This window comes from Nocardioides soli, assembly GCF_014191495.1.
GTDB classification, from domain to species: domain Bacteria; phylum Actinomycetota; class Actinomycetes; order Propionibacteriales; family Nocardioidaceae; genus Nocardioides; species Nocardioides soli.
The window spans coordinates 1-14,306 of the sequence record NZ_JACHWR010000010.1 but is presented as its reverse complement, the minus strand read 5'-3'; the positions used below and the strand labels follow the sequence as shown (position 1 = coordinate 14,306).

Here is a 14,306-nt window from a genome sequence, read left to right as displayed (position 1 = left end):
TCGCCTTCACCGGGCCGCGTCGCCGAGCCGCTCGTCGAGGTACGTCGCGCACGCCTCGTAGGTGCGGTCGATGCGCTCCTGAACGCCGGCGAAGTCGCGGCTGCCCAGCAGGGTGTCGTCCTTGGCCGAGGTGCCGCGGGCCGGGAGCACGTGCGCCTGCACGCTGCCGGGCAGCTCCTCGAGCTCCCGGTTGAAGCGGTGCCGGCGGGCGATCTCGAAGGAGACCCGGGCCACCTCCCAGGGTCGCCGGGGCACCGACAGCGGCCGATCGATGCGTCCCACCTGGAGCACGAACACCCGGGAGGCGCCGAGCGCGACGGCCCGGCCGAGCGGGATGGAGTTCACGATGCCGCCGTCGAGGTAGTGCTCGTCGCCGACCTTCGCCGGAGGCAGCAGGCCGGGTACGGCGACGCTCGCGACGACCGCGTCGACGACCCGGCCGGAGTCGAACCAGTGCTCGGCCGCCCGCTCGATGCTCGCCGCGCAGACCTGGAACCGCACCGGCAGCTGCTCGAAGGTCAGCTCCCCGAGCTCGTCGGCGAGCGCCTGCCGCAGCGGCTTGGCCGACCAGAGGTGGGTTCCGGTAGCCATCGCCCGACGCATGGTGCGCAGCGGCCGGTCGCCGTACATCTCGCCGCCGGCGGCGCCGGCGCTGCGCCAGAGCTCGGTGAGCTTGTCGATGACCCCGACATCGGGCTGGCGCGCCACCATCGCGCCGTTGAGGGCGCCGACGCTCGTGCCCAGCACCAGGTCGGGCTCGATGCCGCGCTCGAGGAGCGCACGGAGCATGCCGACCTCGACCGCGCCCAGGACGCCACCGCCGCCCAGCACGAACGCCGTGGTCATGGGCGCCCCGGAAGTGAGGTCACACCGGTGAGGATCCCACGAGCTCGGGGTTCTCGGCCCGCACCAGCTGGTTGACCTTGTGCTCCACCCAGAAGATCAGCAGCGGGATCAGGCCGGCCACCAGCATCAGCAGGGTGAAGCCCAGCGACCAGCGCGCGCGTCGGGCCAGCAGGAACGCGACCACGACGTACACCATGAAGATCCAGCCGTGGAGGAGCCACATGATGCTCGCGGATTCGCCGAACTGCTGGAGGTCGCTGCCGTCCTCGGCGAGGTACTTCAGCGGCGCGGCGACCAGGGCGCAGAAGGCGAGCAGCACGCCGACGACGAACGCCAGCACGCGGTAGAGGTTGAAGAGCTTCACGGGTCCAGACTACGGATCGGTCGCGGCGGGCTCGGCCTCGTCCTCGGTCACGGGCGCCTCCGCTGTCGTCTCGGTCACCCACCGCCACCAGATGAAGGCCGCGAAGAGGCCGAAGAACCACCACTCGATGGCGTACAGCAGGTTCCGGATCCCCGTGAACGTCCCGACCTCCGGGAGCTGGTCGACGCTGGCCGGCTCCAGCCCGTCCTCGGGCACCTCGGCCACGCCGTACGCCCCGTAGAGGTCCTGGTCGACGTGCTGGATCAGGTCGGCGATGCGCAGCTGGGGGAGCACGTCGTCGCTGGGGTCGTCGTCCCGTACGCCGGTCCCCTCGGTGGGCTGCAGCCAGGCGTCGAGCGCGGCGGTGCCGGTGGCAGCGGGTGCGTCGGCGGGGTCCGCGACCCAGCCGCGGACGATCGGGAGCGCGGCGCCGTCCGCGCCGTCGATCTCCAGGGGCGTGACCACCCAGAAGCCGTCAGCGCCCTCGTGCACCCGCCCGGAGACGTAGACGGTGCCGTCGGGCACCCAGGTGCCGGAGACGGTGACCGGCTGCCCGACCCGGTTGCCGGGGAACGGGTCGTCCGGCCCGATCGCGTCGGCGAGCGGGATCGGCTCGGCGTGCGTCAGGTCGACGGCCTCGGCCGCGCGGTGGGCCTGCCACGCGTCGTACTGCCAGAGCCCGAGACCGACGGCGATCCCGACCAGCACCAGTGCCAGGAGGTGCGCGCCCCAGTAGCGCGGGGCGAGCGGGTTGGGCACGCCCTCAGGGTACGCAGCCGGAAATGCGAGGAGCGGGCCGGGCACGTCCTGCGACGTGTCCGACCCGCTCCACCGCGAGGATCAGCGCTTCTTGCTGCTCTTCTTGTTCTTGTTCTTCTTCTTGCCGTCCTTGGCCTTCTTCATCTTGAAGGTCGCGGTGTCACTGGACGCGTTGAGGGTGGACGTGCCGTCGAAGGTCGCGGTCACCGTCTTCTTGCCGGCGCGCAGCTTGTTCAGCTCGACCTTGGCGAAGCCGTCGCGCAGGCGCAGCTTGAGCGGCTTGTCACCGGTGCCGGTCACGGTGATCCAGCCGTTCACCCGGTCGGCACCCTTGACCGTGATCCAGGCGGTGGGGGTGTGGCCGACCCGGCGCTTGCCCACGATCCGGACGTCGGTGGTGCTGTCGTTCTTGGCCACGACCACCGGGCCGAGCGTCGCGGGACCCGGAAGCAGGCCGAACTGCTCGTAGGGACCGCCACCCATGGACGCGAACATCAGGCTGAGGAGGTTCGGGAGCCGCACCTCGGCGGTGATGCTCCGGCCGACGTCCTCGCCGGTCGTCACGTACGTCGCGCCCGTCTCGCCACGGATGGCGATCCCGTCGCGCTTCCAGGTGACGGTCGGCTCGAAGCTGGTACCGAAGAGGCCAAGGAACTCGGCCATGCCGCCCATTCCGCCCAGCAGGTTGTTCAGCCCCTCCAGGATCGGCGTGTCGACCGCGAGCGCCGAGCCGACCTTGCTGTTGCCGCTCAGCTTCGGGGTCGCCGTGGTGACCGTGTAGTTGACCACGCCCCCGTCGGTGACGGTGACGGCACCGTCGCCGCGGAGCGACATCTCGTCGGGCGGGGTGGCGCAGGAGACGACACCGGCGCAGCTCATGATCGACCAGCCGCCCATCGTCACGATGCCGTACTTCCCGACCTCGATCTCCTGGCTGTAGGAGCTCTTGCCCGGCTCCGGCTCCTCCAAGGGGAACGGCTCGGGCGACCCCTCGCCCATCTCTTCGGGCACCAGCCATACGATCGCGTTGACCGGCTTGCCCTGGTCATCGACGATCGTGACGTTGAGGGTGCCGGTCTCGCCGCCGGCCGCGTTGGCCGGGCCGGCCGCGACCAGCGACGCGAGCACCAGGGCGGCACCGGCGGCGACGCCGGTCAAGCGTGTGACACGTGAGCGCACGTGAAAGCTCCTGTTCTGTCCCGAGACGGTTGTGGACATGGGTCCTTCATTGATAGACCCGCGCCCGGTGTCGCCACAGGCGATTCCCTCCGGATCAGACCACTGGACTAGACGTGATCCAGGACTCCGTCATCGGCGGACGCGAACCTTGTTCGTGACCACCCGCGTCGTGGTCACACCCGGTGAGGTGACGACCACGCGCACCCACAGCCGCTTGCCGCGGTCGGCCCGCACCACACGGTGGACGGCGCGCTTGCCCTGCTTGCCCTGGACCTTCTTCCCGTTGCGGAGCCACTGGTAGCTCACGGTCGCCGGCACCGGAGCCCACCGGCCGGAGGTCACCCGCAGCTTCGTGCCGACCCGCTTCTTGCCCTTCACCCGGGGCTTCACGTGCATGGTGAAGGAGGCGGCCTTCCCGGGATCGGTCGTCGGCACCGGACCGGTCGATGGCCCGGGGCCGGTCGCGCCCCCGGGGTCGCCCGGCGCCGCGACGGTGTCCACGACGAAGCGCCGCGTCGTCGCCGCACCCGTGACCAGCGCGTCGTCGACGCCCCGCACCTCGAAGACGTAGGCGCCGTCGCCCAGCGGCGTCGTCGGGGAGTGGCTCGTCGCGCCGGAGCACGGCCCGTACGCCGGCGCGGTCGCGTCCTCGGCGAAGAGCCGGCAGGCCACGGCGGACCCGATCTCCTCCTCGCCGGTGGTGAAGGTGAAGGTCGGGCGGGTGACCCCGGTGCCCCCGTCCGGGCCGGTCAGGATCGTGGTCACCGGTCCGGCTCCGGTCAGCACGCTGCGGGCCAGCTCCAGCCGGTCCAGGGTGGTCTCGATGAACGGCTGTCCCAGTCGGCGCCGGGCCTGGCCGTCGGCCGGGACCACATGGTCGCGCAGCACCTGCTCCAACCGGAGGATCCGCTCCCGACCGGCGGACCGCAGCACCTGGGGCACGTCGACCTCGCGGTACTGGGCAGCGACCGCGTCCCAGATCAGGCTCAGGTGGCCGCTCCCGGCGTCGTCCAGGAGCCGGGAGGTGCCGCCGAGCACCCGATCGAGCGGATCGGCGCTGGTCGACGCAGGCCGGACCCCGCCCTCGAGCAGGCCCCGCAGCTCGGCGTCCACCGCCAACCCGGCCGGCAGGCCGAGCTCGACGTAGCTGACCAGGGCCTTGCGCGCCGCGCTCACCCGCACCGACGCCGCGGACAGCGCTCGTCCCGGCTCCAGCAGCCCCACGATGTGTCCGGCCGCTACCTGCTGGCGACCGCGCAGCCAGTCCCGGACCATCTCCGTGATCACCGACTCTCCCGGAGCACGGACAGCGGCGGACCAGGCGTAGCCGAGTTCGGTGCTGATCGCGCTCCACTGGTGGTCGGCCTTGGACACCGCATGGCTCGCGGTGAGGTCGCAGTTGTCGGTGCCGTCCTCGTCGAAGTTGCAGATCAGCGTCTTGCCTGGGTCGAGGTAGGTGCCGGTACCGGTGGCCAGCACCGTTCCACCGGAGTTCCTGACCTGGATCTCGGTCCGCACCCGGAGCTGCGCGAAGCGGTTGATGATCACGGGTGTGCGCGGGTTCGTCTCCGGCCGGTCCTCGATGTTGACCCACTCCGCACCGGTGCCACAGACCCGGAGGCTCACCAGCCCGGCGGCGATCGCCAGTCCGAGCTGGTTGGGCATCGTGGTGCGGTACGGCGACCCGGCCGGGAACGTCTTCCCGCTCAGGATCGGGCCGCAGCTGATCGCCGGCAGGTTCGGCAGGTGGGCGGCGTTGTAGGCCTGCCGCGGCCCCTTCCACAGGTCGAAGGTGGTGACCTGGTCCGCTCCCCAGGTCGCGAGTCGCTGCTCGATCGCCGTCGCGAGCGCCGCCCAGGCGTCCTCGTAGTACGCGGTGGCCGCGTTGAGCACCCTGCTGCCGGTGCCGGGCCGACCGGTGTCGATCGGCCCGGGCGCATCGTCTGCGGCGATCGCCGCGAAGGTGTCCCGGATGTGCTCACCCGCCGTGATGATGCCGTCGAGTCGGGCCCGGTTGCGCGGCTCGCTGTGGAAGTGGCGCGGGTGCTCGGTGATCACCCGGCCGAAGGCCCGCGCCGCGCTGCCCCAGTCGCTGGGATTGCTCACGGTGCCGTTGCTGAGGGGCGCGGGAAGCCCGTAGACCTGCCTGGTGAAAAGCCGCAGGTAGTCCACGTTCGTATCCAGGCCCCGGTTCAGCTCGTCCAGGAGATCCGCCGGGGCGAAGCTCCGGTTCGCGCCCAGGGCGATGTCGTCCTTGGCGTGCTCGGTGGCCCAGGTGAAGAACTGGTTGGTGCTGGTGTCGTACAGGTCCTGGCTCATCGTCTGCTTGCCGACCGCGAGGTTGATGGCCTCTTTCTGCGCCCGGCGCTGCTCGGCACCGAAGAGCGCGAAGACCCGGTCCTCGAGGCGCACCAGGCTCGCGCGCTGGGTTTCCAGCCGGTCGAAGATCTCCGCGACGTTCCGCTCGTTGGCCACCAGCTTGGCCAGGATCTCGCCGAGCCCGTCGGTCAGCGCGCCGTAGATCTGCTCCAGGGCGGCGTCGACGCGGTCGAAGCGCTCGTGCATCTCCGTGCCCAGCTTCTCCAGCTGCTTGCCGAGGTTCTCCACCGCGACCAGCACCGGGTCCGGCTTGGGCTTGCTGGCGCTGGACCCGCCGAAGAGCTTCTCCAGGCCCTGGAGGGCGGAGAAGGCGTCGCCGATCACCCCGATCCAGTTGCCGGAGTAGAAGTTGATGACGCCGTTGACGATGCTGCTGCCGATGCCGATCAGGCCCTCGGCGACCGGGAGCACGGTGTCGGCTGCCTCCTGGATCGCCTCGGCGGCGCTCGGCTCGAACTTGCTCAGCACGAACGTGGCGAAGTTGACGACCGTCTTGGCGTCCTCGACGAGCTTCTTGGCGTCCTTCAGCGGCGCCTTCAGGCCGTCCTGGGCCTTCTCCAGATCCTCCTTGGCCTTCTTCTTCTCGGCCTCGGTCGTGGCTTCGTCGTACTTCTGCTGCGCCTGCGCGAGCGTGGTCAGGGCGTTGACGGCGGTGCCGGTGGCCTGGTCGGTCCTGCTCAGCGCGACCGCCGCCAGGCCTTCGGACTCGGCCGGCGGCATGGGCAGCCGGCCCTGTGCGTCGATCTTCGCCAGCTGCTCGGCCAGCGGCGCCAGGTCGGGGTCGTCCTTGCGCTGCTGCAGCGATGCGAGGATCTCCTCGGCGCTGGTACCGGCCCACAGATCGTCGCGGGCGGCCGCGAACTCGTCGTTCTCCTGCGCGAGTGCGTAGCTGTGCTGCAGTCGCACGGAGGCGTCCTGCATGCTGCCGCTGCCGATCGCCTGGTCCAGGGTCGGGGTCAGCACACTGGCGCCGATGCCGTTGTCGGAGGCCGCGAGCGTCGCCTTCACCTGCTTGCGCACCGCACGCTTGGTCGCCGGCAGCACCTCGGCCTCGGCGATCGCGGCGGTGAGGAAGTGCAGTCGTGCCGCGTTGGTGTGGTGCCAGTCGGCGCAGATGTGATCGCGCTTGGTCCACTCGACGCCCTGAGCCGGCTCGCGCCAGCCCTGGCAGTACTCGTACGTCGCGGCGCCGGCCGACTGCGCGGCGACCGACGCCCGGCCCCGGGCCGGTGGCGCCGAACCGGCCAGCGCCGACTCCAGCACCCGGATCTGACCGACCGCGGCGTCTGCGGAGAGGTCGGGGCGCACGGCGTACAGCTCCTGCAGCACGCCTTCGAGTACGTCCGCCGCAGGATCGGCACTGACCCGCGCGATGTCGCCGGCCACGAAGAGCGCCTCATCGACCTCCTCGGCGCTCAGCGTCACCTCCTGTGCCCGTGCCGGCGCCGCGGGCGGCGCGACGACGAACGTGGCGGCGACGACCGCGACGGCGGCGACCCCGGTGACCAGGCGGCGTGGCGAGACGGTGAACACGATCCAGGCTCCTCCGGCGTCAGGACACCCCCGGCCCTGAGACACCGTCGAGCGACGCTAACGACGGACCCGCCGCGACACATCAGTCCCGAGAACGAACTCGTCGTCGTACCTGACCTGAGTGTCGTCGAAACGCAGGATCACGTGCAGATTCGTCAGGTTCGTGGGTCGCCACACGAGGAGGATCGACCTGAAATGACAGAAACCGCAGGATGACCGGCGGTTTCACAGGGTGGAGCCTAGGGGACTCGAACCCCTAACCCCCTGCTTGCAAAGCAGGTGCGCTACCAATTGCGCCAAGGCCCCTGGTGGGCGGCCGGGGCCGCCCGGGCTCAGGACCGGGTGACGCTGTCGGTCGCCTCGGCCCACAGGGCCTGCTCGTGCTTGCCCTCGTCGAGCTTCTTCTTGACGACGACGGCCGCGCCGGCGATGAGCAGGAGCAGCAGGATCTTCTTCATGGTGACTCCTCAGGGCCTCGGGTGGCGTACCGCTGGTCGGGCCGGGTGGTGGGCCTAACAGGACTTGAACCTGTGACCTCTTCCTTATCAGGGAAGCGCTCTAACCGTCTGAGCTATAGGCCCGTGAACCGGGGGAAGATTACCCCACCCCCGGAGCGCCCGACAAAACGGGCGGACCGCGATGCGGTCGTGCGGGGGAGCGGTCAGCGCTGGTCCTCGGCGAGGGTCAGCTCGACGCCGCCGAGCAGGGCCGCCGCCATGTTGTAGAGGAACGCGCCGAGCGTGGCGATCGCGGTCAGCAGGATGACGTCGACCACGGCGACCAGCATCGTGAAGCCCATGACGCGGGACATGCCGACGTACTTCTCGACGTCCCAGCTGGAGGCGTCCTGGCCGCCCACGACGTCCTGCACCGTGCGGTTGATCGAGTCCCAGACACCGGCCGCCGAGAGCACCGACCAGATGATGAAGACCGAGACGATCGTCACCACGCCGAAGGCGATCGCGAGCAGGAACGCCGTCTTCATCACCGACCACGGGTCGATCCGGGTCAGCCGCAGCCGGGCGCGCCGGGGCGGGCGCGCGGCCGGGGATGCCTTCGTGGCCGCGGCTTTGGAGGCCGGATTCGCGTTGGCGCGGTGCTCGTCGGAGGCCTTCCCGACCACCGCCGAGATCCGGGCACCGAGGCCGGGACGGTCCGCGCTCTTGCCCGACGGTGCGCCGGAACTCGGGCGGTCGGCGGGTGGGCGGGTGGCGGTGCGCTCGGCGGAACGGTCGGTCATCAGGCCTCACTCTCCCCGTCGGTGTCGGCCTCGGGTGCGTCGACGGCGTCGGACGCCGTCTCCTCAACAGTTCCCTCGATTGTTGCACCCACGCCCGCATCGGACGATTCCGTGAGATCAGCACCGGCCTCGGACGCGGACTCGTCGTCGGTCTCCTCGTCCTCCCGCGACTCCACCGAGCGGGCGACGACAGCCACCGAGTCGCCGTTCTTGGGCCCGACGAACTTCACGCCCATCGTGGAGCGGCCGGTCGGCCGGAAGTCGGCGTTGATGGGGCTGCGCACCACCTGGCCGTTCTGGGTGATCGAGAGGATCTCGTCGCCCTCCTCGACGATGAACGCGCCGACCAGGTGGCCGCGGTCCTCGTTCTGGAGCGCCATCGCCTTGATGCCGATGCCGCCACGGTTGGTGGTGCGGTACTCCGAGATCCGGGTCCGCTTGGCGAAGCCGCCGTCGGTGATCGTGAAGACGTACTGCTCCTTCACGTCCGGAAGGTCACCGGCCTCGGTGGACTCGCCGTCCGCCGCGGCCTTGGCCTCCGCGGCCTCCTCGGCGGCGACCTGCTCGGCGCGGATCACCGACATGGACAGCACGGAGTCGCCGTCGCGGAACTTCATCCCCGTGACGCCGGAGGTCGCGCGGCCCATCGGACGCAGCTGGCCGTCGTCCGCACCGAACCGGATCGCCTGCCCCTTGCGGGAGACCAGGAGGATGTCGTCGTCGGCGTTGACGAGCTCGGCGCCGATCAGCTCGTCGTCGTCCTCACGGAAGTTGATCGCGATGACACCGGCCTGGCGCGGGCTGTTGTAGTCGCCCAGGCGGGTCTTCTTCACCAGTCCGTTGCGCGTCGCGAGCACGAGGTACGGCGCCTGCTCGTAGTCGCGGATCGCCAGCACCTGCGCGATGTTCTCGTCCGGCTGGAAGCTGAGCAGCCCGGCGACGTGGCCACCCTTCGCGTCGCGCGACGCCTCGGGCAGGTTGTAGGCCTTGGTGCGGTAGACCCGGCCCGCGGTCGTGAAGAACAGCAGCCAGTGGTGGTTGGTCGTGGCGATGAAGTGCTCGACGACGTCGTCGCCGCGCAGGGTCGCCCCGCGGACCCCCTTGCCGCCGCGCTTCTGGAGCCGGTACTGCTGGCGCTGGGTGCGCTTGGCGTAGCCGCCACGGGTGATGGAGACGACCAGCTCCTCGTCGGGGATCAGATCCTCCATCGAGAGGTCGCCGTCGGCCGCGATGATCTGGGTACGGCGGTCGTCGCCGTACTTCTCCACGATCTCGTCGAGCTCCGCGGTGACGATGGCACGCTGCCGCGTCACGTTGGCGAGAATGTCGCGGTAGTCGGCGATGGTCAGCTCGATCTCGGCGAGCTCGTCGATCGTCTTCTGGCGCTGCAGGGCGGCCAGCGCGCGCAGCTGCATGTCGAGGATCGCGGTCGCCTGGACCTCGTCGATGTCGAGCAGCTCCATCAGGCCCGCCCGCGCCTCGGCGACGTCGGGGGAGCGGCGGATCAGCGCGATCACCTCGTCGAGGGCGTCGAGCGCCTTGACCAGCGCACGCAGGATGTGGGCCCGCTCCTCGGCGCGACGCAGGCGGTACTCCGTACGCCGGCGGATGACCTCGATCTGGTGCTCGACCCAGTTGGAGATGAACTGGTCGACGGTGAGCGTGCGCGGCACACCGTCGACGAGCGCCAGCATGTTGGCGCTGAAGTTGGTCTGCAGCTCGGTGTGCTTGAGCAGGTTGTTGAGCACCACGCGGGCGACCGCGTCGCGCTTGAGCACCACGACGAGGCGCTGCCCGGTGCGGGAGGAGGTGTCGTCGCGGACGTCGGCGATGCCCTGCACCTTGCCGGAGTCGGCGAGCTCGGCGATCTTCAGCGCCAGGTTGTCGGGGTTGACCATGTAGGGCAGCTCGGTGATCACCAGGCAAGTGCGGCCCCTGGCGTCCTCGTCGACCTCGATCACCGCGCGCTGGGTGATCGAGCCGCGCCCGGTGCGGTAGGTCTGCTCGATGCCCTCGCGTCCGACGATCAGCGCGGCGTTGGGGAAGTCCGGCCCCTTGATCCGCTCGATCAGCGCGTCCTGCAGCTCCTCGCGGGTCGCGTCGGGGTGCTCGAGGCACCACTTCGCGCCCTCGGCGACCTCGCGCAGGTTGTGCGGCGGGATGTTCGTGGCCATGCCGACCGCGATGCCGGCCGAGCCGTTGACCAGCAGGTTCGGGAACCGGGCCGGCAGGATCACCGGCTCCTGCGACCGACCGTCGTAGTTGGGCTGGAAGTCGACGGTGTCCTGCTCGATGTCGCGGACCATCTCCATGGCCAGCGGCGCCATCCGGCACTCGGTGTACCGCATCGCCGCGGCCGGGTCGTTGCCCGGCGAGCCGAAGTTGCCCTGTCCGTGGATCAGCGGCGCCCGCATCACCCACGGCTGCGCGAGCCGGACCAGGGTGTCGTAGATCGCGGTGTCACCGTGCGGGTGGTACTGACCCATCACGTCGCCGACGACGCGGGAGCACTTGGAGAAGCCGCGGTCGGGCCGGTACCCGCCGTCGTACATCGCGTAGAGCACCCGGCGGTGCACCGGCTTGAGACCGTCGCGTACGTCGGGCAGCGCGCGACCGACGATGACCGCCATCGCGTAGTCGATGTAGGCCCGCTGCATGGAGGTCTGCAGCTCGATGGGCTCGATCCGCCCGCCGCCGCCCCCGCCGCCCAGGTTGTCGGTCTGCTCAGTCACGTTCTCTGGCTCTCTCTCGTCGCTTCTACCGGAATCTAGGACTGTCTCTAGACAGCTAGATATCCAGGAATCGGACGTCCTTGGCGTTGCGCTGGATGAACGAGCGCCGCTGCTCGACGTCCTCGCCCATCAGGATCGAGAAGATCTCGTCCGCGTGCGCCGCGTCGTCGAGGGTGACCTGCAGCATCAGCCGCTGGTCGGGGTCCATCGTGGTCTCCCACAGCTCGTCGGCGTTCATCTCGCCGAGACCCTTGTAGCGCTGGACCGGGTTGTCCTTCGGCAGCTTCTTGCCGGCCTCCTGCCCGGCGCGCAGCATCGCGTCGCGCTCGGCGTCGGAGTAGACGAACTCGTGCTCGGCCGGCTTGTTCCAGCGCAGCCGGTAGAGCGGGGGCTGGGCCATGTAGACGTAGCCGCCCTCGATCAGCGGCTTCATGAAGCGGAACAGCAGCGTCAGCAGCAGCGTGTTGATGTGGTGGCCGTCGACGTCGGCATCGGCCATCAGCACCACCTTGTGGTAGCGCAGCTTGTCGATGTCGAACTCTTCGTGGATGCCGGTGCCGAGCGCGGAGATGATCGCCTGCACCTCCTGGTTGCCCAGGACCTTGTCGATGCGGGCCTTCTCGACGTTCAGGATCTTGCCGCGGATCGGCAGGATCGCCTGGACCCGCGGGTCGCGGCCGGACTTGGCCGAGCCCCCCGCGGAGTCGCCCTCGACGATGAAGACCTCGCACTCGGCGGGGTTGGTCGACTGGCAGTCGGCGAGCTTGCCGGGCAGGCTGCCGCTGCCGAGCAGGCCCTTGCGGTTGCGGGCCAGGTCACGCGCCTTGCGCGCGGCGATCCGTGCGGTCGCCGCCGCCTGGGCCCGCCGGATGATGTCCTTGCCTTCCCCGGGGTTCTGCTCCAGCCAGGCACCGAGCTGGTCGTTGACGACGCGCTGCACGAAGCCCTTGGCCTCGGTGTTGCCGAGCTTGGTCTTGGTCTGCCCCTCGAACTGCGGCTCACCGAGCTTGATCGAGATGATCGCGGTCAGGCCCTCCCGGATGTCGTCGCCCGAGACCCGGTCCTCCTGCTTCTTCATCAGGCCCCACTCGAAGCCCCAGTTGTTGACGAGCGAGGTGAGCGCCGCGCGAAAGCCCTCCTCGTGGGTGCCGCCCTCGTGGGTGTTGATGGTGTTCGCGAAGGTGTGCACCGACTCGGTGTACGACGTGTTCCACTGCATCGCGATCTCGAGGCTCATGTGGTTCTCGACGGTGTCGGGGGTCTCCGCCTCGAACGAGATGATCGACGGGTTCGCCGCCTGCTTCTTGCGGTTGATGTACTCGACGTAGTCGACCAGGCCGCGGTCGTAGCGGAAGATCTGCTCGATCCCGCCGGTCTCGGCGCGCTTGATGCTGTCGGCGCGCTGCTGGTCGACGTCGGCGGCGACGGTGTCGTCCTCGACGGCGTCCGCGATCTCGTCGGCCTGCGGCCGCTCGTCGCGCACGACGATCTCGAGGCCCTTGTTGAGGAAGGCGTACTCGCGGATCCGCGCGGTGATCGTCTCCAGGGAGTACGTCGTGGTCTCGAAGATGTCGGGCGATGCCCAGAAGGTGATCGTGGTGCCGGTGCGCTCGCCGTCCGCCATCGGCCGGACCTGTTCGAGGTCACCGTCGGGCACGCCGACCGTGAAGGTCTGCCGCCACAGGTGGTCGCGGTTCTTGACCTCGGCGACCAGCCTGGTGGAGAGCGCGTTGACGACCGAGACGCCGACGCCGTGCAGGCCACCGGACACCTTGTAGCCGCCGCCGCCGAACTTGCCGCCGGCGTGCAGCACGGTCAGCGCCAGGGTCAGCGCCGGCAGGTCCTGCCCCGGCGCGGTCCCGGTCGGGATGCCGCGGCCGTTGTCCTCGACCCGGATGCCACCGTCGGCGAGCAGGGTGACGACGATCCGGTCGCAGTAGCCCGCGAGCGCCTCGTCGACCGCGTTGTCGACGATCTCCCAGATCAGGTGGTGGAGGCCGCGCTCCCCGGTCGAGCCGATGTACATACCGGGACGCTTGCGGACCGCCTCGAGGCCCTCGAGGACCTGGATCGCGGAAGCGTCGTAGTCGGTGTCGACCCGGTGCGCCGGGCCTGCGGTCTCGTCGGGCTCGGCGGGGTGGACGTCGCTCACGCGTACCTCTTCTGACGGCGGTCTTCACACAACGACGGCCGCGTCAGCGATAGCTCGGCGGCCACCGTCCATAATAGCCCTCCGAACGCCTCCAACCACGTGTCGCCCTGCCGACGGGGGTGGTCTGTGGAGGAAAACCGGCGCTGAGCGGCTCGTGAGCGCCGTTCGGACGGCCGCACAGGGGGTCAGACAGGGCCCCATACATCGGAGGCCCGTCCAGATCGTCTGCGCGAGCCCCGTGACATCACCCGTACGTGTCGCGCGGCCCCCGCCCGTCGCGGACCGACCGGGGGCCCTTCTTCCAGGTCGGCAGGTGCGGGCCGAGCACCTCGATCAGGGTGACCGTCCCGTGACCGAGCTCCTCGTTGAGCCGGCGCACGATCGTCGGCGCGAGCAGCCGCAGCTGGGTCGCCCAGGCGGTGGAGTCCGTGCGCACGACCAGTCGCCCGTCGGCGAACGTCTCCGGGGTGCAGTGCTGGGCGACCTCGTCGCCGACCAGCTCGGACCAGCGACCGAAGACGCCCTGGATCCGCAGGTCGAGGTCCCAGCCATGGTCGGCGACCAGGCGTCCCAGGGTCGCGTCGAGCAACTGGGGGTCGCGGTCGTCCGGGTGCGATCCGGTGACCCGGCCAGCGGTCGGGCGGCCACCCGCGCGCCGCGGCCGCCGGGCGGCCGGCGTGGACTTCGACGTCGCGCGGGTCAGCGCCCGGGCCAGGTCGAGTCCGTCGGGGTCGTGCTCGGGGGGCTCGACCGGCGGCTGCGGGTCAGTGGGCGGCTCACTGCTCACGGACCACCTCGCCCCCGGCGACGACGTACCGGGTGCCCGCGAGCACCTCGGGCACGTCGGCGCCCACAGCCGCCGTGACCAGGACCTGCTCGGCGGTCGACACCAGCTCGGCGAGCTGGGCGCGACGCTCGGTGTCGAGCTCGGCGAAGACGTCGTCGAGCACGAGGATGGGGTCGTCGCCGTCGGCGCGGAGCAGGTCGTACGACGCCAGGCGCAGCGCGAGCGCGAACGACCAGGACTCGCCGTGGGAGGCGTAGCCCTTCACCGGCAGCCGGACCCCGTCGGGGCCGGGCCCGTGCCCGAGGCTGAGCAGCAGCTCGTCGCGGTGCGGCCCG

The 14,306-nt window shown here is 70.4% G+C and carries 10 protein-coding genes, 2 tRNA genes and 1 pseudogene; all 13 read right to left on the bottom strand.

Annotation, left to right across the window (positions count from 1 at the left end):
- Positions 1-6: 6 nt before the first annotated feature.
- Entirely contained in the window at positions 7-846 is an 840-nt protein-coding gene (locus FHU40_RS26400) for a patatin-like phospholipase family protein (RefSeq protein WP_183595501.1), read from the bottom strand.
- A gap of 19 nt (positions 847-865) precedes the next feature.
- Positions 866-1,210: a DUF3817 domain-containing protein gene (locus tag FHU40_RS26395; RefSeq protein WP_183595500.1), complete on the bottom strand. Its 345-nt coding sequence runs from the start codon at positions 1,208-1,210 to the stop codon at positions 866-868.
- Between the two features lie 9 nt (positions 1,211-1,219).
- Positions 1,220-1,969 carry an SURF1 family protein gene (locus FHU40_RS26390; protein ID WP_183595499.1) on the bottom strand — a complete coding sequence of 250 codons (750 nt, stop codon included), beginning with the start codon at positions 1,967-1,969 and terminating at the stop codon, positions 1,220-1,222.
- Between the two features lie 81 nt (positions 1,970-2,050).
- Positions 2,051-3,148: a hypothetical protein gene (locus FHU40_RS26385; protein WP_183595498.1), complete on the bottom strand. Its 1,098-nt coding sequence runs from the start codon at positions 3,146-3,148 to the stop codon at positions 2,051-2,053.
- A gap of 129 nt (positions 3,149-3,277) precedes the next feature.
- A complete protein-coding gene (locus FHU40_RS26380) occupies positions 3,278-7,060 on the bottom strand; it encodes a hypothetical protein (RefSeq protein ID WP_183595497.1) in 3,783 nt (1,260 codons plus the stop codon).
- Between the two features lie 233 nt (positions 7,061-7,293).
- Positions 7,294-7,366: transfer RNA gene (locus tag FHU40_RS26375), tRNA-Ala, on the bottom strand.
- A 26-nt stretch (positions 7,367-7,392) separates the two neighbouring features.
- The gene (locus FHU40_RS27840; protein ID WP_215525784.1) at positions 7,393-7,518 is read right to left on the bottom strand and encodes a DLW-39 family protein; all 126 of its coding nucleotides are present in this window, start codon (positions 7,516-7,518) and stop codon (positions 7,393-7,395) included.
- A 46-nt stretch (positions 7,519-7,564) separates the two neighbouring features.
- Positions 7,565-7,641: transfer RNA gene (locus FHU40_RS26370), tRNA-Ile, on the bottom strand.
- Positions 7,642-7,721: 80 nt separating this feature from the next.
- A complete protein-coding gene (locus FHU40_RS26365; protein WP_183595496.1) occupies positions 7,722-8,300 on the bottom strand; it encodes a DUF3566 domain-containing protein in 579 nt (192 codons plus the stop codon).
- Positions 8,300-10,957: a DNA gyrase subunit A gene (gene gyrA, locus FHU40_RS26360; RefSeq protein ID WP_183595520.1), complete on the bottom strand. Its 2,658-nt coding sequence runs from the start codon at positions 10,955-10,957 to the stop codon at positions 8,300-8,302. Before gyrA ends, FHU40_RS26365 begins: the two co-directional genes overlap by 1 nt.
- 130 nt (positions 10,958-11,087) lie before the next feature.
- Positions 11,088-13,184: a DNA topoisomerase (ATP-hydrolyzing) subunit B gene (gene gyrB, locus FHU40_RS26355; protein WP_183595495.1), complete on the bottom strand. Its 2,097-nt coding sequence runs from the start codon at positions 13,182-13,184 to the stop codon at positions 11,088-11,090.
- A gap of 244 nt (positions 13,185-13,428) precedes the next feature.
- Positions 13,429-13,971 carry a DciA family protein gene (locus tag FHU40_RS26350; protein ID WP_183595494.1) on the bottom strand — a complete coding sequence of 181 codons (543 nt, stop codon included), beginning with the start codon at positions 13,969-13,971 and terminating at the stop codon, positions 13,429-13,431.
- Positions 13,961-14,306: pseudogene (locus tag FHU40_RS26345) on the bottom strand (DNA replication/repair protein RecF); the annotation flags it as partial. The pseudogene FHU40_RS26345 and the gene FHU40_RS26350, both read right to left, overlap by 11 nt.

Excerpts from the sequence above, each read along its gene's own strand:
- FHU40_RS27840 (WP_215525784.1), bottom strand. The coding sequence starts at position 7,518 with ATGAAGAAGATCCTGCTGCTCCTGCTCATCGCCGGCGCGGCCGTCGTC.
- gyrA (WP_183595520.1), bottom strand. The coding sequence starts at position 10,957 with ATGCAGCGGGCCTACATCGACTACGCGATGGCGGTCATCGTCGGTCGC.
- FHU40_RS26365 (WP_183595496.1), bottom strand. The coding sequence starts at position 8,300 with ATGACCGACCGTTCCGCCGAGCGCACCGCCACCCGCCCACCCGCCGAC.
- FHU40_RS26400 (WP_183595501.1), bottom strand. The coding sequence starts at position 846 with ATGACCACGGCGTTCGTGCTGGGCGGCGGTGGCGTCCTGGGCGCGGTC.